Origin of the sequence: Roseovarius marisflavi, assembly GCF_900142625.1 — a bacterium.
Classification (GTDB): Bacteria; Pseudomonadota; Alphaproteobacteria; order Rhodobacterales; family Rhodobacteraceae; genus Roseovarius; species Roseovarius marisflavi.
Map to the genome: position 1 here is coordinate 52,702 of NZ_FRBN01000003.1, position 21,545 is coordinate 74,246.

The following is a 21,545-nucleotide window of genomic DNA, read 5'->3' on the forward strand; positions in this document are numbered from 1 at the left end:
GGCACAATGATCTGCATTAACGCCGACGGCCAGGGGCGCATAAGGGAGAGGGTAATGACCGCTATCAAAGAGCCAAGTTTTCGCGAAAGCGTGGATCTCATGTTCAACCGCGCGGTTGCGCTGATGGATCTGCCGCCCGGGCTTGAAGAGAAAATCCGTGTCTGCAACGCCACCTATACGGTGCGTTTCGGGGTGCGGCTGCGCGGGCAAATCCATACCTTTACCGGCTATCGCAGCGTGCATTCCGAACATATGGAGCCGGTCAAGGGCGGCATCCGCTATGCCATGGGCGTCAATCAGGACGAGGTTGAGGCGCTGGCGGCGCTGATGACCTATAAATGCGCGCTGGTCGAGGCGCCGTTTGGTGGCTCGAAGGGCGGGTTGCGGATTGATCCGCGCGAGTGGGAAGAGCACGAGCTTGAGCTGATCACCCGGCGGTTTGCCTATGAGCTGATCAAGCGCGACCTGATCAACCCGGCGCAGAACGTGCCGGCCCCGGACATGGGCACCGGCGAGCGCGAGATGGCCTGGATGGCCGATCAGTACAAGCGCATGAACACCACCGATATCAATTATCGCGCCTGCGTCACCGGCAAGCCGATCAACGCGGGCGGCATTCAGGGCCGGGTCGAGGCGACCGGGCGCGGGGTGCAATACGCCTTGCAGGAGTTTTTCCGCCACCTCGAGGATGTTGCGGCGACCGGTATGAGTGGCTCGCTTGATGGCAAGCGGGTCGTGGTGCAGGGGCTTGGCAACGTGGGCTATCATGCGGCCAAGTTCTTGCAGGAGGAGGACGGTTGCGTGATCACCGGGATCATCGAACGCGACGGCGCGCTTTACAACGAGGCGGGTCTTGATGTCGAAGCGGTGCATGAGTGGATGCAGAAACACGACACCATCAAGGGCTTTCCCGATGCAACCCACAGCGCCGAAGGAGCAGCGGTTCTGGAAGCCGACTGCGATATCCTGATCCCCGCGGCGATGGAGGGGGTGATCAACATGCAGAACGCCGCCCGCATCAAGGCGCCGCTGATTATCGAGGCCGCCAATGGTCCGGTTACGGCAGGGGCGGATGAAATCCTGCGCGAAAAGGGCACGGTGATCATTCCCGACATGTACGCCAATGCCGGCGGTGTGACGGTGTCTTATTTCGAGTGGGTCAAGAACCTGAGCCATATCCGCTTTGGCCGGATGGGGCGGCGCCAGGAAGAGGCGCGCCACCAGCTTATCGTCGATGAATTGCAGCGTCTTGATCAGCATCTCGGCGATGCCTGGGTGATGTCGCCCGGCTTCAAGCAGAAATACCTGCGCGGCGCGGGAGAGCTTGAACTGGTGCGCTCGGGGCTCGATGACACCATGCGCATCGCCTATCAGTCGATGCGCGAGGTCTGGCATGGCCGCAAGGATGTGACCGACCTGCGCACGGCGGCCTACCTGGTGTCCATCGCCAAGGTTGCCGCCAGCTATCGCGCGATGGGGCTTTGACCGGGCGTCAGGCCTGAACGCGCCTCGGAGATTGTGAAAAAGATGGCAGAGCGCGTGCTCTGCCATTGCTATCCCCGGCGCGACTTGGTTCACTCGGGCCAAAGCATCATGAGGGGGATCATATGCGGTTTTCGGGCTGGCGTGTTCTGAAAGAGGGTCTGACCGGCAACAAGGGCTGGCAGGCCCATTGGCGCGACGCGACGCCGAAATCCGAGTATGACGTGGTGATCATCGGCGGCGGCGGGCATGGGCTTGCCACGGCCTATTATCTGGCCAAAAAGCATGGCATCACCAATGTCGCGGTTCTTGAAAAGGGCTATCTCGGTGGCGGCAATGTCGGGCGCAACACCACCATTGTGCGCGCCAATTATTTCCTGCCCGGAAATTCGGAATTCTACAGCCATTCCCTCAAGCTCTGGGAGGGGCTTGAGGAGGATCTGAATTACAACGTCATGCATTCGCAACGCGGCCAGATCGTGCTGTTTCATTCCGACGGACAGCGCGATGCGATGGCGCGGCGCGGCAATGCGATGATCAATCAGGGCGATGACGCCGAGTTGCTCGACCGGCGCGCGCTGCGCCGGATGGTGCCCTATCTCGATTACGACAATGCCCGGTTTCCGATCCATGGCGGCGTGCTTCAGCGCCGGGCCGGCACTGCGCGCCATGACGCCGTTGCCTGGGGCTATGCGCGCGGCGCCAGCGAGCGCGGCGTCGATCTTATCCAGAACTGTGAAGTCACCGGCATCGACATCGAGGGCGGCGTTGTCAAAGGCGTGCAGACCACGCGCGGCGCGATCCGCGCCAGAAAGGTGGCCATGGTCGCGGCCGGACGCTCAAGCCAGGTGGCGGCGATGGCGGGCATGCGGCTTCCGATCGAAAGCCATGTGTTGCAGGCCTTTGTGACCGAGGGCCTCAAGCCGGTGATTGATCACGTCATCAGCTTTGGCATGGGTCATTTCTATATCAGCCAGTCGGACAAGGGAGGGCTTGTCTTTGGCGGCGACCTTGACATGTATGCCTCTTACGCGGCGCGCGGCAGCCTGCCGCTGGTCGAGCATGTGATGGAGGCGGGCATGGCCTTGATGCCGATGATCGGCAAGGCAAGGGTGCTGCGCAGCTGGGGCGGGATCATGGATATGTCACCGGATGGGTCGCCGGTGATTGATCGCACCCATGTCGACGGGCTCTATCTCAATTGCGGCTGGTGTTATGGCGGGTTCAAGGCGGTGCCGGCCTCGGGGGATGTGACCGCGCATCTGATTGCCACAGGAACGCCGCACGCTGCCGGGGCGCGGTTTCGGCTTGACCGGTTCCGCACCGGGCGGGGTTTGATGGATGAAGAAGGCACCGGCAGTCAGCATAACCTGCATTGAGGGGGCTGTGATGAGCGCTGTAAGATTGAGTATTTATGGAAAGATGAAAGAGCGGGTGCGATGAGACTTCCCTGTCCGATTTGCGGCGAGCGTGACCGGCGCGAGTTTACCTATAGTGGGGCCGCCGTGGCGTTGGAGCGCCCCGGTGCAGAGGCGGGTTCGGAGGCGTGGGACGACTATTTGCACAATCGCGACAACCCGGCCGGGGTAACGCGCGATCTTTGGTATCACGAACAGGGCTGTGCCGCCTGGATCGTAATGACGCGCAACACGGCCACTCACGAGGTATTGGGCGCCGCGTTGGCAAGTGAGGCGCGCCGCGCCGGGAGCACGTCATGAGGATTGAGGGCAAGGGGCTTGTCGAGCGCAGGACCCCGATCGGTTTCACCTTTGACGGCGCGCGCTATCAAGGATTTGAGGGCGACACGCTGGCCTCGGCGCTTTTGGCCAACGGGGTGCGTATGGTGGGGCGGTCGTTCAAGTACCACCGCCCGCGCGGCGTGATGACGGCGGGCAGTGAAGAACCCAATGCCCTTGTCACCGTTGGGTTTGGCGCCGCGCAAGAACCCAATCTGCGCGCCACCACGGTCGAGTTGCGCGAGGGGCTCTGGGCACGCAGTCAGAACCGCTGGCCGAGCCTTGGGTTTGACCTTCTGGCGGTGAATGATCTGGCCGCGCCGTTTCTAGGGGCCGGGTTTTATTACAAGACCTTCATGTGGCCGCGCCGCTTCTGGGAGCGCGTCTATGAGCCGCTTATCCGGCGCGCGGCGGGGCTTGGGGCGCTGTCGGGCGCGCCGGACGAGGACCGCTATGAGCGTGCCTTTGCGCATTGTGACCTGTTGGTGATTGGCGCGGGGCCGACCGGGATCATGGCCGCCCTGAGTGCCGCCAAGGCGGGGGCCGATGTCATTCTGGCGGATGAAGATACGCTGCCGGGCGGGCGGCTTTTGGCCGAGACAATCGAGATTGACGGCGTGCCCGGGGCCATCTGGGCCAAGGAGATGGCGGCAGAGCTTGCCGCGATGCCCAATGTGCGGGTGATGACGCGCACCGCCATTACCGGCGCTTATGATCAGGGCACCTACGGCGCGCTTGAGACGCGGCCCCACGCGGTGGCGCGCCGCCCCGGTGCGGCCTGTGGCACGTTCTGGCGGATCGTGGCGCGGCGCAGCGTACTGGCGGCAGGCGCGCTTGAGCGTCCGATTGCATTCGCCAACAATGACCGGCCCGGCGTGATGATGGCGGGGGCGGTGCGCGCCTATGTCAACCGCTGGGGCGTGACGCCGGGCCAAAGCGTGGTGGTCTTTGGCAACAACGACAGCGCCCATCGCACCGCCGCCGATCTGGATGAGGCCGGGGTGCATGTGGCCGCATTGGTGGATTCGCGCCATTATGCGACATGCGACCTGGATGTGCCGTTTTATTCCGGCACGCAGGTTTGTGACACGCAAGGGCGGCGCGCGCTTGAATCGGTCACGCTCTGCAGCGCCAAGGGCGAAGAGCGGCTCCGCGCCGATTGCCTGGCTGTTTCGGGGGGGTGGAACCCAAGCGTGCATCTGGCCTGTCACATGAATGCGCGCCCCGTTTGGAACGCTGATTTGCTGGCATTTTTGCCGCCTCGGGATGCCCTGCCGGGAATGGTGGCCGCCGGAGCCGCCGCCGGTGATTTTTCGACCCACGCCTGTTTGCGTGGCGGCGCGCAAGCGGGTCAAGAAGCGGCGCGCGCTCTTGGGTTCAAGGTGGGCGCGCCTGCCGTTCCCATGGCCGAAGACGCGCCCTATGACATCTTTCCGCTCTGGCAGGTGCCGGGGCGCGGGCGCGCCTGGCTTGATTTTCAGAACGACGTGACGGTCAAGGATGTGGAGCAGGCGGCGGCCGAGAACTTTCGCTCGGTCGAGCATATGAAGCGCTATACGACCCAAGGCATGGCGCCCGATCAGGGCAAGAACTCCAATGTCGCGGCGCTTGCGGTGCTGGCCGATGCGACGGGGCGCGGCATCCCCGAGACCGGCACGACCACGTTCCGCCCGCCTTACGTTCCGGTGCCGATTGCGGCCATGGGCGCGGGCGGAAGCGGCAGGGGATTTGCGCCCGAGCGTCTGGCCACCTCGCACGCCGAAACACGGCAAAGGGGGGCGCCGATGATCGAGGCCGGGCTTTGGCATCGGCCAAGCTATTTCCCGCAGAGCGGTGAAACCAATTGGCGCCAATCCTGTGACCGCGAGGTCAACATGGTACGGAGGGCGGTCGGGGTCTGTGACGTGACGACCCTTGGCAAGATTGATGTGCAGGGGCCGGATGCGGGCGCGTTTCTCGATTTTGTCTATACCAACATGATGTCGACGCTGGCGGTCGGGCGGGTGCGCTATGGTCTGATGCTGCGCGAAGACGGGCATGTGATGGATGACGGTACCTGTGCGCGCCTTGGTGCGCGGCATTACGTGCTTACCACCACCACGGCGGCGGCGGGGCAGGTGATGCGGCACCTCGAATTCGTCCATCAGGCCCTGCGCCCTGATCTTGACGTGCGGTTGGCCTCGGTCACCGAGAGTTGGGCGCAGTTTGCCGTGGCCGGGCCGAAATCGCGCGAGCTTGTGAATGGGCTGCTGGATAAGCCCATTGAAGACGCGAGTTTTCCTTACATGGCTTGTGGCACGGCAAGTATTGGTGGCATCGGCGCGCGGTTGTTCCGGATTTCGTTCTCGGGCGAGCATGCCTATGAGATCGCCGTGCCGGCCCGCTATGGTGCTGCGCTGTTCAGCGAGCTGGTTGCGCGTGCCGAAGCGATGGAGGGTGGCGCTTACGGGATGGAGGCGCTGAATGTGTTGCGCATCGAGAAGGGCTTTATCACGCATGCGGAAATTCACGGGCGCACCACCGCCTTTGATATCGGCATGCAGCGGATGATCAGCCCCAAAAAGGATTGCATCGGCAAGGCGGCGGCCGCGCGCCCCGGTCTTTTGGACGAGGACCGCGAACAGCTTGTGGCGCTCAAACCCGTGGGGGCCGTCAAAGAGATATTGGCAGGGGCACATCTCTTTAACGCGGGCGATCCGGCGACAAGTGCCGATGATCAGGGTTATGTCACCTCGGCCTGTTATTCGCCGACGCTTGGCCATGTGATCGGCCTTGGGTTTCTGAAGGCCGGGCGCGCGCGGATTGGCGAGAAGGTGCGCATGCTCGATCACCTGCGCGGCTCGGATACGCTCTGCGAGGTGCTGGACCCGGTACAGTTTGACAAGGACGGAGGCCGGTTACGTGGTTGATCTGAAAACTAAAACCCCCTGCGCGGGGCTTGTGCCGGTCCGCGTCGGGCCGCTCTCGCTTGTTGAGGATGCGCCCGGGCATATGACCGCGCTTGCGCCCTACCTCGGGCAGGATGCCGCCCTGTCGGAGGCGTTGAAAGCCGCGCATGGCATGGCCGCGCCGGGCGTGGGGCGGATGAGCGGGAAGCGCGGCGCACGCGCGCTTTGGTTCGGGCAGCGGATGATTTTGCTGATGGGGCCTGCGCCCGATGCCGGTCTGGCAGAGTTTGCCGCGCTGAGCGATCAATCCGATGGCTGGGCGGTTTTGCACCTTGAGGGGCGGGGTGCGGGCGATGTGCTTGCGCACATGACGCCGTTAGACCTGAGGCCCACGCAGTTTAAGCGCGGGCACTCGGCGCGCAGTGAATGTGCGCATATGCCCGCCTCGATCACCCGGCTTGGCGATGAGGCGTTTCAGATCATGGTGTTTCGCTCGATGGCGGCAACGCTTGTGCATGAGCTGAAAACCGCCATGGGCCGGGTCGTGGCCCTGCAATAAGGCCGTAAGGGGCAAGGCGTGGGCATTTTTCCCCGCGCCACCCCCCTTACAATGCCGGGCGGTTATACTAGGTTAAGGACAACTGACGCCAATGTTCACGAGGTCTCCCATGCGCCGTTTTGCCCTGATTGCCACGCTTCTTGCCCTGCCGATGACCGCGCAGGCCGAAAACCCGATGTGCGCCACCTCTGGCGATATCGTAACGGCCGCCGTCGAGGCGCGCGGCGCGGGCATAGAATCGCCCGAGGCGATCGAGGCGATCAGCACCGGGTATACCGGCGACGAGGCGCGCTATCAAAACGCGGTTCAGCCCCTGGTCGATTGGGTCTATTCGCTCTCCGAGGAACAGCTTGGCGATGGCGTGGCCGAGGCCTATCTTGCGGCCTGCCTTGCGCAATAGCGCGGCGCGCGCCTTTTATCCCCAGCGAAATCACCTGCGCCCACTGGACAGTGGCGCGGATGCGCCCGATATATAGGGTATGAGCCTGCCACCCGGATTTCTGGAAGAATTGCAAACCCGCATCTCGCTTAGTCAGGTGGTCGGGCGCAAGGTCATGTGGGATACCCGCAAGTCCAATCAGGGCAAGGGCGACATGTGGGCGCCATGCCCGTTTCATCAGGAAAAATCCGCCTCGTTTCATGTCGATGACCGCAAGGGGTTTTACTATTGCTTTGGCTGTCACGCCAAGGGCGATGCGATTTCCTTTGTGCGCGAAAGCGAGAATGTCGATTTCATCGAGGCGGTGAAAATTCTCGCCGCCGAGGCCGGCATGCAGATGCCCGAGCGCGACCCCCAGGCCCAGGCCAAGGCCGACCGACGCACAGAATTGGTCGCGGTCATGGACCTTGCGGTCAAGTTTTTCGGCCTGCAACTGCGCACCGGCGCCGGGGCGGCGGCGCGGGATTATCTTGGCGGGCGCAAGCTTAGCGAAGAAACGCAGGCACGCTTTGAAATCGGCTTTGCGCCCGATGCCTGGCAGGGGCTTTGGGATCATCTGACGGCCAAGGGCGTCAGCGAAGAGATGATCATGGCCTGCGGTCTGGCCAAGGCCAGCCAGAAGGGCGGCAAGCCCTATGACACCTTTCGCAACCGGATCATGTTTCCGATCCGCGATGCACGCGGGCGCTGTATTGCCTTTGGCGGGCGCGCGATGGATCCGAATGACAACGCCAAATACCTCAACTCGCCGCAGACCGAGCTGTTTGACAAATCCCACTCGCTCTACAACCACGGCCCCGCCCGCGAGGCGGCCGGCAAGGGCCAGCCGCTTATCGTGGCCGAGGGGTACATGGATGTGATCGCGCTTGTCGCGGCCGGGTTCGGCGCGGCGGTGGCGCCGCTTGGCACGGCGGTGACCGAGCATCAGCTTCAGATGCTCTGGCGGGTCGCGCCGGAGCCGATCATCGCGCTGGATGGTGACAAGGCGGGGCTGAACGCGGCCTACCGGGTGGTTGATCTGGCGCTGCCGCTGCTTGAGGCTGGCAAATCGCTGCGCTTTGCGCTGATGCCCGAGGGCAAGGACCCCGATGATCTGTTGCGCGCGGAGGGGCCGGGGGCGGTGCAGGCTCTGCTGGATAAGGCCCTGCCAATGGTTCAGGTCCTGTGGCAGCGCGAAACCGACGGTCGCGATTTCGACAGCCCCGAGCGCAAGGCGGCATTCGACAAGGTGTTGCGCGAAAAGATCAAGCTGATCCGTGATCCGTCGATCCGCGGCCATTACGGGCAGGCGATCAAGGATCTGCGGTGGCAGCTGTTCAACCCGCGCCGCAGCGCGCCCAATGCGCCGCGCTTCAAGGCGGGCAAATGGCCGCCGCCGCCGACGGCGCGCGCCAGCACCAAATCCTCGCTTCTGGTGGCCTCGGGCGATCACGCCCAGACCCATATGCGCGAGGCGGTCATTCTGGCGACATTGATCTCTTGTCCTTCCGAGGTTGAGGCGTTCGAGCAAAGGCTTGAGCGGATGGAGTGCCTTGATCCGACGCATGCCCGGCTGCGCGATCTTATCCTGCGCCATGGTGTTTCCGGCCAGGAGGCCCTGAAGGCGCAGATCGAGGGCGATCTAGGCCCCGAACCCCTTGAAAAGCTGATGGCATTGCCCCACGTTGCGATAGCGGCCTCGGTGCGCAATCCCGGCGAGGCCGAGATCGCCAGCATGACCCTGTCGGAAGAGCTGACCAAGCTGGAGGCACAGCGCGGACTGAGCGCCGAAGTGTCAGAGGCCAGCGAAGACATTGACGGGCTGGCCGACGAGGCGATGACATGGCGCCTTGGACAGGCGGCAGAGGCCCGAAACCGGGCCGTGCGCAGCGAACAGGAAGACCGTGCCGAATACGATCTTGGCGAAAACGGCGCGCGGATCAAACGAGACGAGAAAGAGCAGTTCGACGAACTGCTCGGTAAAATAACTTTTTCCAAACCGGGGCGATAACCGATTTTGGTGAGGAAGGGGTAAAGAAATCAGGGTAAACGGGTGTGCGAATCACTTATTCGCGCTAATGATTCGTTTTAACCGAATCACCCGTTCCGTTCATAGATCAGGAGTCTTTCATGGCCGCCAAAGATACCGACGACCAAAAGCCCGACAATTCGGAATCCGATGTCTCGCTTGATATGAGCCAGGCCGCGGTCAAGAAAATGATCGCGGAGGCGCGGGAAAAAGGTTTTATCACCTATGACCAGCTGAACGAAGTTCTGCCCCCCGATCAGGTTTCTTCGGAACAGATCGAAGACGTGATGTCGATGCTCAGCGAAATGGGCATCAACATCATCGAGGGGGAAGAGGCGGAAGACGAAGAACGCACCACCGCCCTGGCCGAAGTGGGCAAGCGCGGCGAGATCACGCTTGGCTCTGGCAAAGAGGAAAAGCTGGATCGTACCGACGATCCGGTGCGCATGTACCTGCGCGAGATGGGCAGCGTCGAACTTCTGAGCCGTGAGGGCGAAATTGCGATCGCCAAGCGAATTGAGGCCGGGCGCAACACGATGATCGCGGGCCTCTGCGAAAGCCCGCTGACCTTTCAGGCGATCACGATCTGGCGCGACGAACTCTTGGGTGAAGACATTCTGCTGCGTGATGTGATCGACCTTGATGCGACCTTCGGCACCCACCTTGGCGATGAAGAGGGCGGCGAACCCGTCGTCGAAGCCGCCAATGTCGGCAGCGCGCCGACCGCTGCTACGCCCTCTGCCGGGGCAGAGCAGCCCGAGCTTGACGCCGATGGCAATCCGATTGCCGATGACGATGACGACGAAGAAGACGAACAGGCCAACATGAGCCTGGCCGCAATGGAGGCCGCCCTCAAGCCGCGTGTGCTTGAGACGCTGGACCGGATCGCGGATGATTACGTCAAGCTGTCTGAAATGCAGGACAGCCGGATTTCGGCCACGCTCAACGAGGATGGATCGTTCAGCAAGACGCAGGAAACCACCTACCAAACGCTGCGCTCGGAGATTGTCGAGCTGGTGAACGAGCTTCACCTGCACAACAACCGGATCGAGGCGCTGATCGATCAGCTTTACGGCATCAACCGCCGGATCATGCAGATCGACAGTGCGATGGTGAAGCTCGCCGATCAGGCCCGCATCAACCGCAGCGAATTTGTCGAGGCCTATCGCGGTCGCGAACTTGATCCCAACTGGGTCGATGACATGGCGAAAAAGCCGGGTCGCGGCTGGCAGATGTTCATGGAGCGCTCGCCCGAGAAAGTAACCGAGCTGCGCTCTGACATGGCGCAGGTCGGGCAATATGTCGGTCTTGATATCTCGGAATTCCGCCGCATCGTGAACCAGGTGCAGAAGGGCGAAAAAGAGGCGCGTCAGGCCAAGAAGGAAATGGTCGAGGCAAACCTGCGTCTGGTGATCTCGATTGCCAAGAAATACACCAATCGCGGCCTGCAATTCCTTGATCTCATTCAGGAAGGCAACATCGGCCTGATGAAGGCGGTGGATAAATTCGAATATCGCCGCGGCTATAAATTCTCGACCTATGCCACATGGTGGATCCGTCAGGCCATCACCCGCAGCATCGCCGATCAGGCGCGCACCATCCGTATTCCGGTGCATATGATCGAGACGATCAACAAGCTGGTGCGCACAGGTCGCCAGATGCTGCATGAAATCGGCCGCGAACCGACGCCCGAGGAACTGGCCGAAAAGCTTCAGATGCCACTTGAGAAAGTGCGCAAGGTGATGAAAATCGCCAAGGAGCCGATCAGCCTTGAGACCCCGATTGGCGATGAAGAAGACAGCCAGCTTGGCGATTTCATCGAAGACAAGAACGTGATCCTGCCGCTGGATTCGGCGATTCAGGATAACCTCAAGGAAACCACGACGCGGGTTTTGTCCTCGCTTACGCCGCGCGAAGAGCGGGTGCTGCGGATGCGCTTTGGCATCGGCATGAACACCGATCACACCCTCGAAGAGGTCGGCCAGCAGTTCAGCGTGACCCGCGAACGTATCCGCCAGATTGAGGCCAAGGCGTTGCGCAAACTCAAGCATCCAAGCCGGTCGCGCAAGCTCCGGTCATTCCTGGATCAATAGGGTCGGCATGTCTCTTTGGTCTAAATTGTTCGGCGGCGGTGGAAGTGGCAACAGCAACGCCAGACCCGAGCCCGAGGCGGAAACCTACAAGGGGTTTCTCATCTTTCCCGAACCGCAGCCCGGTGAGGGCGGTTACCGCGTCGGGGCGCGCATCGAAAAGGAGATCGCCGGCGAGGTGAAGGTGCATCAGCTTCTGCGCGCCGATGCGATCCTGAACATTGACGATGCTGCCGCCTTCTCGGTACGCAAGGCGAAACAAGTCATCGACGAACAGGGCGAGCGGATTTTCCGCTGATCCGCCAAGCGCGTAGGGTGGGTGAAACCCACGCTGCACCGGCCAAAGTCAAACACGCGCTGCCTTGATGGGTGGCGCGTTTTTTAATGGCTTGAGCCTGACCATAAACTGGCGCAGCTTGGGAGAATGCACACCAGCTTTCATATTCCGACCCATGGCCAGGGTCTCTACGAGTTTACCGATCAGGTGGCAGGATGGGCGCGCGGCGAGGGGCTTCTGACGCTGTTTGTCCGCCACACCTCGGCCAGTCTGCTTATTCAGGAAAACGCCGACCCTGAGGTGCAGACCGATCTGCGCAACTTCTTTCACCGGCTGGTGCCGCCGACCACTGACCCAAGCATGGGCTATCTCACCCACACCTATGAAGGCCCCGATGACATGCCCGCCCATATCAAGGCGGCGATGATGCCGGTCAGCCTGTCGATTCCGGTGATTTCCGGGCGGATGCAACTTGGAACCTGGCAGGGGATCTATTTGTTTGAGCACCGCAATGCGCCGCATGACCGGCAGGTTGTGGCGCACCTGACGGGCTGAGGCCGTCAGGCCGGAACCAGCAGGGCGTGATCCATCGGTATGTCAAACCGATGCGGGTGAATCGTTTCCATCCGCTGCATGTCATAGCCCACGCCGATCACTGCCGGACTGGGCCCGGTGGTGCGCATCGCCGCAATCGTGCGGTCGAAAAAGCCGCCGCCATAGCCCAATCTGTACAATTGTGCATCCAGCCCCACCACCGGGGCCAGTACGATGTCGGGGATCACAATGGCCGCATCGGCGGGCGGGATCGGGATGTTCCAGACGCCTTTATCGAGCTTGGTTGCCGCGTCCCACTGTCTGAAAATCAGCGGGGTGGCCTTGGCCACCACGACGGGCAGGGCGGTTCCGGCCCCTGATTTACGGCAGGCTGCGGCCCAGTGCCGTAGGTCGGGTTCGCCCCGAAAGGGCCAGTAGAGCGAAATTATGCGCCCGGATATGTCACCAAGCAGCGCATCGAGACGCTTTGCCAATTCTTTATCGGCGGCCTGACGAACAGAGACCGGAATCTTCTGCCGGGCCTCGATCAGGCGGTCCCGTTCGGATTGGCGCCATCGGTCAAGGTTATCAGGCGGGCAGGGGAGATTGGTCACGGGCAAAGCCTTGGGCAGGTGTCACTATAGCTCAAACATGAGCATGTCCGGTGTCGCTGTCCTCTTCAAGGGCGTCATCTGGTCATGGAATGCGACAGGAACAAGGGCAACCAAAGGCCTATCTAGCGGTGAAAATTCCCCTCTACCCAAAACCTTGCGGCTGTCCTATAGTGACTGTGGACAACTTGGGCAACAGACCCATGACCACAGAGGCAAGGACAGAAAAGGGGGACGGCCGATGCGCTGCCCGTTTTGCGGAAATATTGACACTCAGGTAAAAGATTCACGCCCCGCCGAGGATCATGTTTCGATCCGGCGCAGGCGGTTTTGCCCGGCCTGTGGGGGCCGTTTCACGACCTATGAGCGCGTGCAGCTGCGCGATCTTGTGGTGGTGAAAACCAATGGCCGACGCGAAGATTTCGACCGTGACAAGCTTGAACGTTCGATCCGGATCGCATTGCAGAAACGCCCGATCGAGCCCGATCGCATCGAACAGATGATCAGCGGTATCGTGCGGCGGCTAGAGAGCATGGGCGAGACCGATATCCCCTCGAAAACCGTGGGCGAGATCGTGATGGAAAGCCTGGCGCGGATTGATACCGTCGCCTATGTGCGCTTTGCCAGCGTCTATAAGAACTTTCAGGCGGCGGATGATTTTGACAAGTTTGTCAGTGAGTTGCGCCCCGAAGATGCGGTCACCAACCCCAAACCGGACGCGTGACCGGGTCTGACGCGCGCTTTATGGCCCTGGCCCTGTCGCTTGGTCGGCGGGGGCAGGGCCAGTGTTTTCCCAATCCTGCCGTGGGCTGCGTGATCGTGCGCAAGGGGCGGATCGTCGGGCGTGGCTGGACCGCGCCGGGCGGTCGCCCGCATGCCGAGCCGCGCGCGCTTGCGCAGGCCGACGAGGCGGCGCGTGGCGCGACTGCGTATGTCACGCTTGAGCCCTGTTCGCATCATGGTGAAACCGCGCCCTGCGCCGAGGCGTTGATCGCGGCTGGCATCGCGCGCGTTGTGGCGCCGTTTGACGATAATGATGCGCGGGTCTCGGGGCGCGGCTTTGCGATGTTGCGCGCGGCGGGCATTGCCGTCACCACTGGCGTGATGGCGTCCGAGGCCGGGCAGGATCTGGCCGGGTTCATCCTGCGCAACGAATTGGGTCGGCCCTGGGTGACGCTCAAGCTTGCGACCTCTTTTGACGGGCGGATTGCCACCGCCACGGGGCACAGTCAATGGATCACCGGCCCGCAAGCGCGGCGCGCGGTGCATGGCCTGCGGGCGCGTCATGATGCGGTGATGGTGGGGGCTGGTACGGCGCGCGCCGATGATCCTGGCTTAACCGTGCGCGACATGGGTCCGCGCCGCCAGCCGGTGCGCGTGGTGGTGTCGCGGCGCCTTGATCTTCCGCTGATGTCCGACCTGGCGCGCACGGCCAAAGATGTGCCGCTCTGGCTGTGTCACGGGCCAGAGGCCGACGCGGCCCTGACCGAGGCCTGGCAGGGTATCGGCGCCCGGCTTTTACCCTGTGACGTGCGGGCGGGACAGATGGATATGGCGTCGGTGCTCGGCGCACTTGGGGCTCAGGGCCTGACGCGGGTGTTTTGCGAAGGCGGCGGATCGCTTGCCGCATCGCTGTTGTCGGCCGGGCTTGTGGATGAATTGGTTGGTTTCACTGCCGGTCTTGCGATCGGCGCCGAGGGCCTGCCGGGGGTGGGGGCCATGGGGCTGGCGCGGCTGGAAGAGGCGGCGCGCTTTAGCCTGATCGAGACGCGCGATGTGGGTGGTGACGTCATGCACCGCTGGCAGCGGACCCAACCTTAGACGCCCTGCACTCTGCGACAGGTGTTGCGCGCGACCACAGAGATGTCACAGCTGTTGTGTTGAATTTCCGTGCTTTCCTTGGTGACAAGCCGGGCAAGCTCGCGTCCGGCCAGCTCGCCGATGGTGCGCGCGGGCAGGCGCACGGTGGTCAATCCCGGCTCCATCTCGCGCGAGCCTTTGAAGTCGCCGATCCCGATGATGGAAATATCGTCCGGCACCTTGAGGCCACGGCGCATCGCCGCATAAATCGCCCCGACCGCCAGAACATCATTGCCGCATAAAATGGCCGTCGGCAGCGCGGGCTGGCTCAGCATGCGGCTGACCGCCTCTTTGGTGTCCGAGATGCTGTAGGGGGTCTCGACAATCCATTCCTCCGGCGTCGCGCGCGACAGGTCGGCAAGCACCGACATCGCCCCCTTCTGTCTGTCGCGGGCGCGATCATTGTCCGTGGTCGGGGGAAAGACCATGCCGATATCGCGATGCCCGAGATCCACGAGGTGCTGCGCCGCCAATTGCCCGGCCCGCCGGTTATCGACCCCGATTGTGGGCAGGATCGAGGTGGCGCTGTAATTCCAGATTGAAATCGCGGGAATACTCTGGCGCTCGATCAGGGTGTAACTTTCGGCCGAATGATCGAGCCCGATCAGGGCCACCCCATCGACGCGATGCTCAAGGAATTTGCGCAACACGCCGTATTCACGTTCAAGGTCATAGCCGTGCGAGGCCACGAGGATGGTAAAACCATAAGGCTCGACCGCATCCGAGAAGGCCTGAATCACCTCGGCAAAGATGGCGTGATCAATCGTCGGCACCACCAATCCGATGGTGCCGCTGCGAATGCCGTGGATCGTCTGGGCGGCGCGGTTGCGGATATAGCCAAGGCGGCGCACGGCGGCGTCGATCTTTTTGCGAGTCGCCGGGTTGACCAATTCGGGGTGGTTATAGCTGCGCGAGACGGTCGAGATCGACACCTTCGCGGCCTTGGCGACGGCGACAATATCGGCATTTTTAGGTTTTGGATCAGACATTTGCCGCCCGTGATTGAGACATTTATGAAAACGTTTGCAAAACTATTTTCATCCCCTAGCCTAAGAAGTCAACATCTGTCCAAACGGGTTGGGAGGCCTTGATGGAATTCCTCTATTATTTTGGTGACGTCTTCACGCCGATCAATTTCGGGTTGCTGATGCTTGGCACCATCGGGGGGCTCATTCTTGGGGCGACGCCCGGCCTGTCGCCGACCATGGCGGTGGCGCTTTTGATCCCCTTCACCTTTCAGCTTGAGGCGGCGCAGGGGCTGATCCTGCTCGGGGCGGCCTATACCTCGACCGTCGCCGGGGGGGCGGTTTCGGCGATCCTTTTGAAAATTCCCGGCGCCCCGGCCAATATCGCCACAACCCTTGACGGGCACACGATGGCGCAAAAGGGCGAGGGCGCCAAGGCGCTTCAGCTCAGCTTTCTGGCCTCTGCGGTGGGTGGCGTGTTCGGCGTGCTGTTGCTGATCTTCCTGACGCCGGTGCTGGCGAAATGGGCCTTGGCCTTTGGGCCGAGCCACCTGTTTTGGCTGGCGATCCTTGGCGTGACGGTGATCGGCACGCTTGATAGCCGCTCGGTGGTCAAGGGATTGCTCTCGGGCTGTATCGGGCTTTGGCTCTCGACCATCGGGTTTGACGATATCATGGGCGCGCAACGTTTTATCTTTCACCCCGCTCTTGGCGGCGGCATCAACATCATCGCCGCGCTGATCGGGCTGTTCGCGATTCCGCAGGTGATCACCATGTTCGCCAAGGGCCGACGCAATGACGGGGCCGAGGTGATCGAGGTGCAAAAACACTCGATCCTTGATGCGATGAAAGAGCTGATGCGCAACAAGCGCGCCATGGGAATCGGTACGATTACCGGCTCGATCATCGGCCTCATTCCCGGTGTCGGCGGCCAGATCGCGGGCCTTGTCGCCTATGATCAGTCCAAAAAGTTCAGCCCGGATCGCGACAAGTTCGGCACCGGCCACCCCGAGGGCGTGATCGCCGCCGAGGCCGCCAATAACGCCATGGTCGGGCCCAGCCTTGTGCCGCTTCTGACCCTGTCGATCCCCGGCTCGCCGACCGCCGCCGTCTTGCTTGGCGGGCTTCTGATCCACGGGATTTTTCCGGGCACCGACCTGTTTGACAATCACCCCGATGTGGCCTGGACCTTTATCAACTCGATGCTGATCGGACAGATCCTGATGTGTATTTTCGGGCTTTACGTGGCGGGCATGGCGGCGCGGGTCGCGCAGGTGCCGCAATCGGTGATGGCGGCGGTGGTGCTTGGGCTTGCCGTCTTCGGAAGCTATTCGGTGCAATCGAGCATGGGCGATGTCTATGTCATGGCGGCGCTCGGGGTGATGATGTATTTCCTCGAACGCTTCGGCTTTTCCGCAGCACCTCTTGTGTTGGGGCTGATCCTTGGGCCGATTGCCGAGGCCAACTTTATCCAGGGCTCGATGATTGCGCGCGCCACCGATGGCCTTGGGCCGTATTTCCTGACCGGGCCGCTCAACATCTTCCTGATTGCGGTGGTTATCCTCTCAATCCTCTATTCCGCCTATATGGAGCTGCGCACGCGCCGCTATACCAGCAAAGAGGAGATCATGGCATGACCCCATCCTTGCCGCGCCTTCAGCATGTCATCGGCTCGGGCATCGTGGCCGCCGTCGGCCTCTGGGTCGCCTACGTGAGCTATACCCAGCAACCCTCCGAGGCGTTCCTGTTTCCGCGCCTGATCGCCACGGTGTTCGTGGTGCTGGCGCTCTGGACCTTTGCCAAGGCCTGTCTTGGCTGGACCAAGGTCGGCAATGGGATTTCGATAAGCCAGATGGCAAACCTGACGCCGGGCCTGATCGTGACGCTGATCTATATCTTTTGGGCGGCCAAGGGGCTTGGGTTCTACACCGCCACCCCGATCGCCTTTTTCATCCTGCTGAGCCTTTATGACCCGGCTTCGCATCGCGAGGTGAAATCATGGCTCAAACGTCTTTTCATAACGGCCTGTTTCGTGGCCGTCATGTACGGTCTCTTCGCAAAACTTCTAAAAGTGTACACACCGCGAGAGATATTCTTCTGAACCGTAACAGCGGCAGAACTCATCATCCCAGGGAGGAACCAACCAATGAAACAACTGCTAGCAGGGGCCGCAATCGCCCTTATGGGCCTGACCACCACAGCCTTCGCAGAGGGCGCCGAAAATTATCCAGAACGCCCCGTCATGATGATGGTCAGCTATGGTGCCGGCGGCGCCACCGACTTTCAGGCGCGCATCGTCACCATGACGGCGGGCAATGAGGATGCGCTTGGCATGCCGATCGCGATCCTCAACAAGCCGGGTGCCGGCGGGCGTGTCGGCTGGAACTGGCTGGCCACGCAGGCCGATGCCGATGGCTATACGCTTGGGGCCTATAACGTGCCGCACTTCATCGCCCAGTCGATCAAGGGCGGGGTCGAGTATTCCACCGACAGCTTTGAGCCGATTGCAAACTGGGGCGCCGATCCGGCGGTCTTTGTGGTCGGGGCCGACAGCGACTTCAACTCGATGCAGGACGTGGTTGCCTTTGCCAAGGAAAACCCCGGCAAGCTGACCTTCTCGGGGGCGGGCCTTTTCGTGGGCCACCACATCGCGGCGCTTCAGCTTGAAAAGGCGGCGGACGTCAAGATGGCCTATATCCCCAACAACAAGGGCGGCGCCGGTGCCATGAAGGCCGTCATCGCGGGCGAAGTCATGGGCGGGATCAACAACCTCTCGGATGCTTTCCGCGCCGAACAGGCCGGTAACGTCAAGATCCTCGGCGTGTTCGATCTTGAGCGCAACGAGTTCCTGCCCGACGTGCCGACGCTCAAGGAACAGGGCTATGACATCGACAACGCCTCGGTCAACTTTCGCGGCATCATGGTGCCCAAGGGCACACCCGAAGACGTGATCGAAAAGCTGGCCGCGACGGTGCCCGCGATGTTCGAGAACGGCAAGGTTGCCGGCAAGATGAAAGCGGGCGGATCGCCGATGAAGATCATGACCCGCGACGAGGTCAAGCAGATGTGGGCCGACCGCGCGGCGACCCTCAAAGAGCTGCTTGCAGGCCTCTGAAACCACTGCCCCCCACCCCCCGTTACGGGGTGGGGGTTTGCTCTGACCAAGGACCGAAAATCATGAATGCACCAGACGCCATTGCCCAAGTCGATGCCATCGTCGCCCGTGCCCACGCGGCCCAAAAGGCCTATGAGGCGAATGGCTCGCAGGCCCGCTATGATCGCGCTGCACAGGCCGCCGCCTGGGCCATCATGGAGCCGAGCCGCAATCGCCATCTGGCCGAGCTTTCGGTTGAAACCACCGGCCTTGGCAATGTGGCCGACAAGATCATCAAGAACCACCGCAAGACGCTTGGGTTGATGCGCGACATCGCGCAGGCCAAGACCTATGGCGTGATTGCAGAGGATGACGAGAGCGGCATCACCACCATCGCCCGCCCGATGGGGGTGATCGGCGCCGTGGTGCCTTCGACCAACCCGGCGGCGACGCCCGCCAACAATATCATCAACGCGCTCAAATGCGGCAATGCCATCGTGCTGTCGCCCTCGCCCAAGGGGGTGCCCGCCTGCGAGGTTCTGCTGGATTATATCCATGCCGAGTTCGACAAGATCGGCGAGGATCATGACCTTGTCCAGATGGTGCCGGCGCCGGGATCAAAGGACAAGACACAGCGCCTGCTTGAGATCAGCGACCTGATCGTCGTCACCGGCTCGCAAAACAACGTCAAACGCGCCTATACCTCGGGCACGCCGGCGCTTGCGGTCGGCGCCGGCAATGTCACCGTGATCGTTGACGAAACCTCTGATCTGCGCGCCGCCGCCGAGAAGATCACTGCCTCCAAGACCTTTGACAACGCGACCTCCTGCAGTTCTGAAAACGCCATCGTGGTGGTCGACGCGATTTTTGAGCCGTTCATGGCCGAGCTTGCCAAAACCGGCGGGGCGCATGTTCGCGATGAGGCGAAAATCGTGTCCAGGCTCTGGCCCGATGGCCACCTCAACCGCGCCGTGATTGCGCAGGACGCCGACAAGATGCTTGGCGCCCTCGACATGGCGGGCGAGGTGCCCGCCGACACCAAATTCCTGGCCGTCGAGACCACCGGCATCGGCCCCGAACATCCGCTTTCTGGCGAAAAGCTGTCGCGGGTGGCGGCCTTGTACCGGGCGCGCGATTTCGAGGATGCGGTGGCGATCACCGCGCGCATTCTGGCCCATCAGGGGGCAGGGCATTCTGTCGGGTTGCATTCCACCGTTGACGCGCGCGCCGTTGCGATTGGTCAGGTCATTCCCACCTGTCGGGTGATCGTCAATCAGGCGCATTGCTTTGCCACCGGCGGGGCCTTCAACAACGGCATGCCGTTTTCGCTCTCCATGGGCTGTGGAAGCTGGGGCGGCAATTCGATTGATGACAACCTGCATTGGAAACACTTCATGCAGACCACCAAGGTGATCCGCGAAATCCCGCCGCGCGAACCCAAGGTCGAGGATATCTTCGCCGCCTATTGGGACGTGGCGGGGCGATGAGACTGGACTGGGACACCCCGCCAAAAGGCACGGTGCGCGACTGGCTTGATCATCGCGCGGGCGAGGATGGTGTCGCCTTTATCTTTACCGAGGATGGCGCGACGCTGCGTTGGTCCGAGTTGCTTGCAGAGGCGGCGCATGTCGCGTCACAGTTGACGATGGCGGGCCATGCCAAAGGCGAAAGCGTTGCAATCCTGCACCCCAACGGGCGCGCAGCGGTGATCGCGCTTTACGGCGCGCTTTACGGCGGGTTCCGCGCAACGATGATCAACCTTGCCGCCGGGCGCGACGCGATTGCCTATGCGCTTGATCACAGCGGCGCGCGCACCGCCTTTGTGCACGACAGCGCCGCCGAGATGTTCGCCGCCGCACGCCCCGAAACAGTGAGCCGCTTTTCGGGCGGGGCGGAGCCGGTCACGGCGAGTGTGCTGCACGATATCACGCCGCAGGATCATGCGCTTTTGATGTATACCTCTGGCACCACGGGGCGGCCAAAGGGGGTGGTGCATACCCACGCCAGCCTGTTGGCCGGCGGCTGGACCACGACGATTGCGCATGGCTTGCGCCCCGAGGATCGCGGGCTTTGCGTTTTGCCGATCTATCATATCAACGGGTTGTGCGTCTCGGTCATGGGGGCGCTTGTGTCGGGGGGCTCGATTGCCATGTCGGCAAAGTTTTCGGCCGGGCGGTTTTGGGTCGATGCGGGGGCATCCGGGGCGACGTGGTTTTCGGTCGTGCCCACGATCATCAGCCACCTGCTGCACGCCCCGGGCAACCCCGACGCGATCACCAGACAGCGGTTGCGCTTTGGCCGCTCTGCCTCATCGGCGCTTGCGCCGGATGTGCAGACCGCGTTCGAGACCCGCTTTGACGTGCCGATCGTGGAAACCATGGGCCTGACGGAAACGGCGGCACAAATCCTGTCCAACCCGCTGCCGCCGGGGGTGCGCAAGATCGGCTCTCCGGGGGTGGCCTATGGCAACGAGGTGGCGATCCTTGGTCCCGATCTTCGGCCTTGCCCGCCCGAGGTTGAAGGCGAAATAGCCATCCGCGGGCCCAATGTCATGCTGGAATACCTCAAGAACCCCGAGGCGACCGCCGGAACCTTTGCGGGGGACTGGCTGCGCACCGGCGATCTGGGGCGGATCGATGCGGATGGCTATGTCTATGTCACCGGGCGGCTCAAGGAGTTGATCATCAAGGGCGGTGAAAACATCGCCCCGCGCGAGATTGACGAGGCGCTTTATACCCATGGCGATGTGATCGAGGCGGCGGCCTTTGCGCGGTCCTGCACAAGTTACGGAGAACGTGTCGAGGCTGCGGTGCGGTTGCGCGATGGCTCGGCTCTGTCGGGGGCCGATCTGCGGCAAATCTGCGTTGATCGTGTTGGTCCATTCAAGGCGCCCGATGTGGTGCATATCATTGATGAGCTGCCCAAGGGCCCCTCGGGCAAAATTCAGCGCCTGAAGCTGGCCGAGGTGCTTGGCACGCTGGAGCCCTCAGGCTAGCGCCCAA

Annotated in this window: 19 protein-coding genes; 17 read left to right on the forward strand and 2 right to left on the reverse strand. The window is 62.2% G+C overall.

Features of this window, described 5'->3' with window-relative positions; all coding sequences use genetic code 11:
* Positions 1–54 precede the first annotated feature (54 nt).
* From BUB78_RS04090 to BUB78_RS04135, 10 genes are all read left to right on the forward strand, one after another.
* Entirely contained in the window at positions 55–1,485 is a 1,431-nt protein-coding gene (locus tag BUB78_RS04090) for a Glu/Leu/Phe/Val family dehydrogenase (RefSeq protein ID WP_073195316.1), read from the forward strand.
* Positions 1,486–1,607: 122 nt separating this feature from the next.
* Positions 1,608–2,861 (forward strand): sarcosine oxidase subunit beta family protein, encoded by a 1,254-nt coding sequence (locus BUB78_RS04095; RefSeq protein ID WP_073195318.1) that lies wholly within the window; start codon positions 1,608–1,610, stop codon positions 2,859–2,861.
* A gap of 60 nt (positions 2,862–2,921) precedes the next feature.
* Positions 2,922–3,200, forward strand: a complete 279-nt coding sequence (locus BUB78_RS04100; RefSeq protein WP_073195320.1) for a sarcosine oxidase subunit delta — start codon at positions 2,922–2,924, stop codon at positions 3,198–3,200.
* Positions 3,197–6,127, forward strand: a complete 2,931-nt coding sequence (locus tag BUB78_RS04105) for a sarcosine oxidase subunit alpha family protein (protein WP_073195322.1) — start codon at positions 3,197–3,199, stop codon at positions 6,125–6,127. The genes BUB78_RS04100 and BUB78_RS04105 overlap by 4 nt, the downstream gene beginning before the upstream one ends.
* The gene (locus BUB78_RS04110) at positions 6,120–6,665 is read left to right on the forward strand and encodes a sarcosine oxidase subunit gamma (RefSeq protein WP_073195324.1); all 546 of its coding nucleotides are present in this window, start codon (positions 6,120–6,122) and stop codon (positions 6,663–6,665) included. The genes BUB78_RS04105 and BUB78_RS04110 overlap by 8 nt, the downstream gene beginning before the upstream one ends.
* 109 nt (positions 6,666–6,774) lie before the next feature.
* Positions 6,775–7,065 (forward strand): DNA primase, encoded by a 291-nt coding sequence (locus BUB78_RS04115; protein ID WP_073195326.1) that lies wholly within the window; start codon positions 6,775–6,777, stop codon positions 7,063–7,065.
* 79 nt (positions 7,066–7,144) lie between these two features.
* Complete coding sequence (gene dnaG, locus BUB78_RS04120; protein WP_073195328.1) at positions 7,145–9,094, forward strand: DNA primase; 1,950 nt, start codon at positions 7,145–7,147, stop codon at positions 9,092–9,094.
* Positions 9,095–9,213: 119 nt separating this feature from the next.
* Positions 9,214–11,205, forward strand: coding sequence for an RNA polymerase sigma factor RpoD (gene rpoD / locus BUB78_RS04125; protein WP_073195330.1), 1,992 nt, complete (start codon positions 9,214–9,216; stop codon positions 11,203–11,205).
* A gap of 7 nt (positions 11,206–11,212) precedes the next feature.
* Positions 11,213–11,500, forward strand: coding sequence for an HlyU family transcriptional regulator (locus BUB78_RS04130; RefSeq protein WP_073195332.1), 288 nt, complete (start codon positions 11,213–11,215; stop codon positions 11,498–11,500).
* Between the two features lie 126 nt (positions 11,501–11,626).
* Positions 11,627–12,034: a secondary thiamine-phosphate synthase enzyme YjbQ gene (locus BUB78_RS04135; protein WP_073195334.1), complete on the forward strand. Its 408-nt coding sequence runs from the start codon at positions 11,627–11,629 to the stop codon at positions 12,032–12,034.
* A gap of 5 nt (positions 12,035–12,039) precedes the next feature.
* On the opposite strand, the gene BUB78_RS04140 is transcribed toward BUB78_RS04135, so the two are convergent.
* Positions 12,040–12,627 (reverse strand): 5-formyltetrahydrofolate cyclo-ligase, encoded by a 588-nt coding sequence (locus BUB78_RS04140; RefSeq protein WP_220083982.1) that lies wholly within the window; start codon positions 12,625–12,627, stop codon positions 12,040–12,042.
* Positions 12,628–12,865: 238 nt separating this feature from the next.
* On the opposite strand from BUB78_RS04140, the gene nrdR reads away from it, so the two are divergent.
* Together nrdR and ribD are read left to right on the forward strand one after the other, a co-directional pair.
* Positions 12,866–13,348 (forward strand): transcriptional regulator NrdR, encoded by a 483-nt coding sequence (gene nrdR, locus BUB78_RS04145; RefSeq protein ID WP_073195339.1) that lies wholly within the window; start codon positions 12,866–12,868, stop codon positions 13,346–13,348.
* A 20-nt stretch (positions 13,349–13,368) separates the two neighbouring features.
* On the forward strand, positions 13,369–14,445 hold the full coding sequence (gene ribD, locus BUB78_RS04150; protein ID WP_073195731.1) for a bifunctional diaminohydroxyphosphoribosylaminopyrimidine deaminase/5-amino-6-(5-phosphoribosylamino)uracil reductase RibD: 1,077 nt from the start codon (positions 13,369–13,371) through the stop codon (positions 14,443–14,445).
* Here ribD and BUB78_RS04155 read toward each other — a convergent pair.
* Positions 14,442–15,473 carry a LacI family DNA-binding transcriptional regulator gene (locus BUB78_RS04155; protein WP_073195341.1) on the reverse strand — a complete coding sequence of 344 codons (1,032 nt, stop codon included), beginning with the start codon at positions 15,471–15,473 and terminating at the stop codon, positions 14,442–14,444. The two genes, ribD and BUB78_RS04155, sit on opposite strands and share 4 nt — an antisense overlap.
* 101 nt (positions 15,474–15,574) lie before the next feature.
* Here BUB78_RS04155 and BUB78_RS04160 point away from each other — a divergent pair, with 101 nt between their 5' ends.
* The 5 genes from BUB78_RS04160 to BUB78_RS04180 all read left to right on the forward strand — a co-directional run bounded on the left by BUB78_RS04160 (position 15,575) and on the right by BUB78_RS04180 (position 21,538).
* On the forward strand, positions 15,575–17,086 hold the full coding sequence (locus tag BUB78_RS04160; RefSeq protein ID WP_073195343.1) for a tripartite tricarboxylate transporter permease: 1,512 nt from the start codon (positions 15,575–15,577) through the stop codon (positions 17,084–17,086).
* The gene (locus BUB78_RS04165; RefSeq protein ID WP_073195345.1) at positions 17,083–17,550 is read left to right on the forward strand and encodes a tripartite tricarboxylate transporter TctB family protein; all 468 of its coding nucleotides are present in this window, start codon (positions 17,083–17,085) and stop codon (positions 17,548–17,550) included. Before BUB78_RS04160 ends, BUB78_RS04165 begins: the two co-directional genes overlap by 4 nt.
* 45 nt (positions 17,551–17,595) lie before the next feature.
* The gene (locus BUB78_RS04170) at positions 17,596–18,564 is read left to right on the forward strand and encodes a Bug family tripartite tricarboxylate transporter substrate binding protein (protein WP_073195347.1); all 969 of its coding nucleotides are present in this window, start codon (positions 17,596–17,598) and stop codon (positions 18,562–18,564) included.
* A gap of 62 nt (positions 18,565–18,626) precedes the next feature.
* Positions 18,627–20,030: an acylating sulfoacetaldehyde dehydrogenase gene (sauS, locus tag BUB78_RS04175; RefSeq protein WP_073195348.1), complete on the forward strand. Its 1,404-nt coding sequence runs from the start codon at positions 18,627–18,629 to the stop codon at positions 20,028–20,030.
* A complete protein-coding gene (locus BUB78_RS04180) occupies positions 20,027–21,538 on the forward strand; it encodes an AMP-binding protein (protein ID WP_073195351.1) in 1,512 nt (503 codons plus the stop codon). The genes sauS and BUB78_RS04180 overlap by 4 nt, the downstream gene beginning before the upstream one ends.
* Positions 21,539–21,545: the final 7 nt, after the last annotated feature.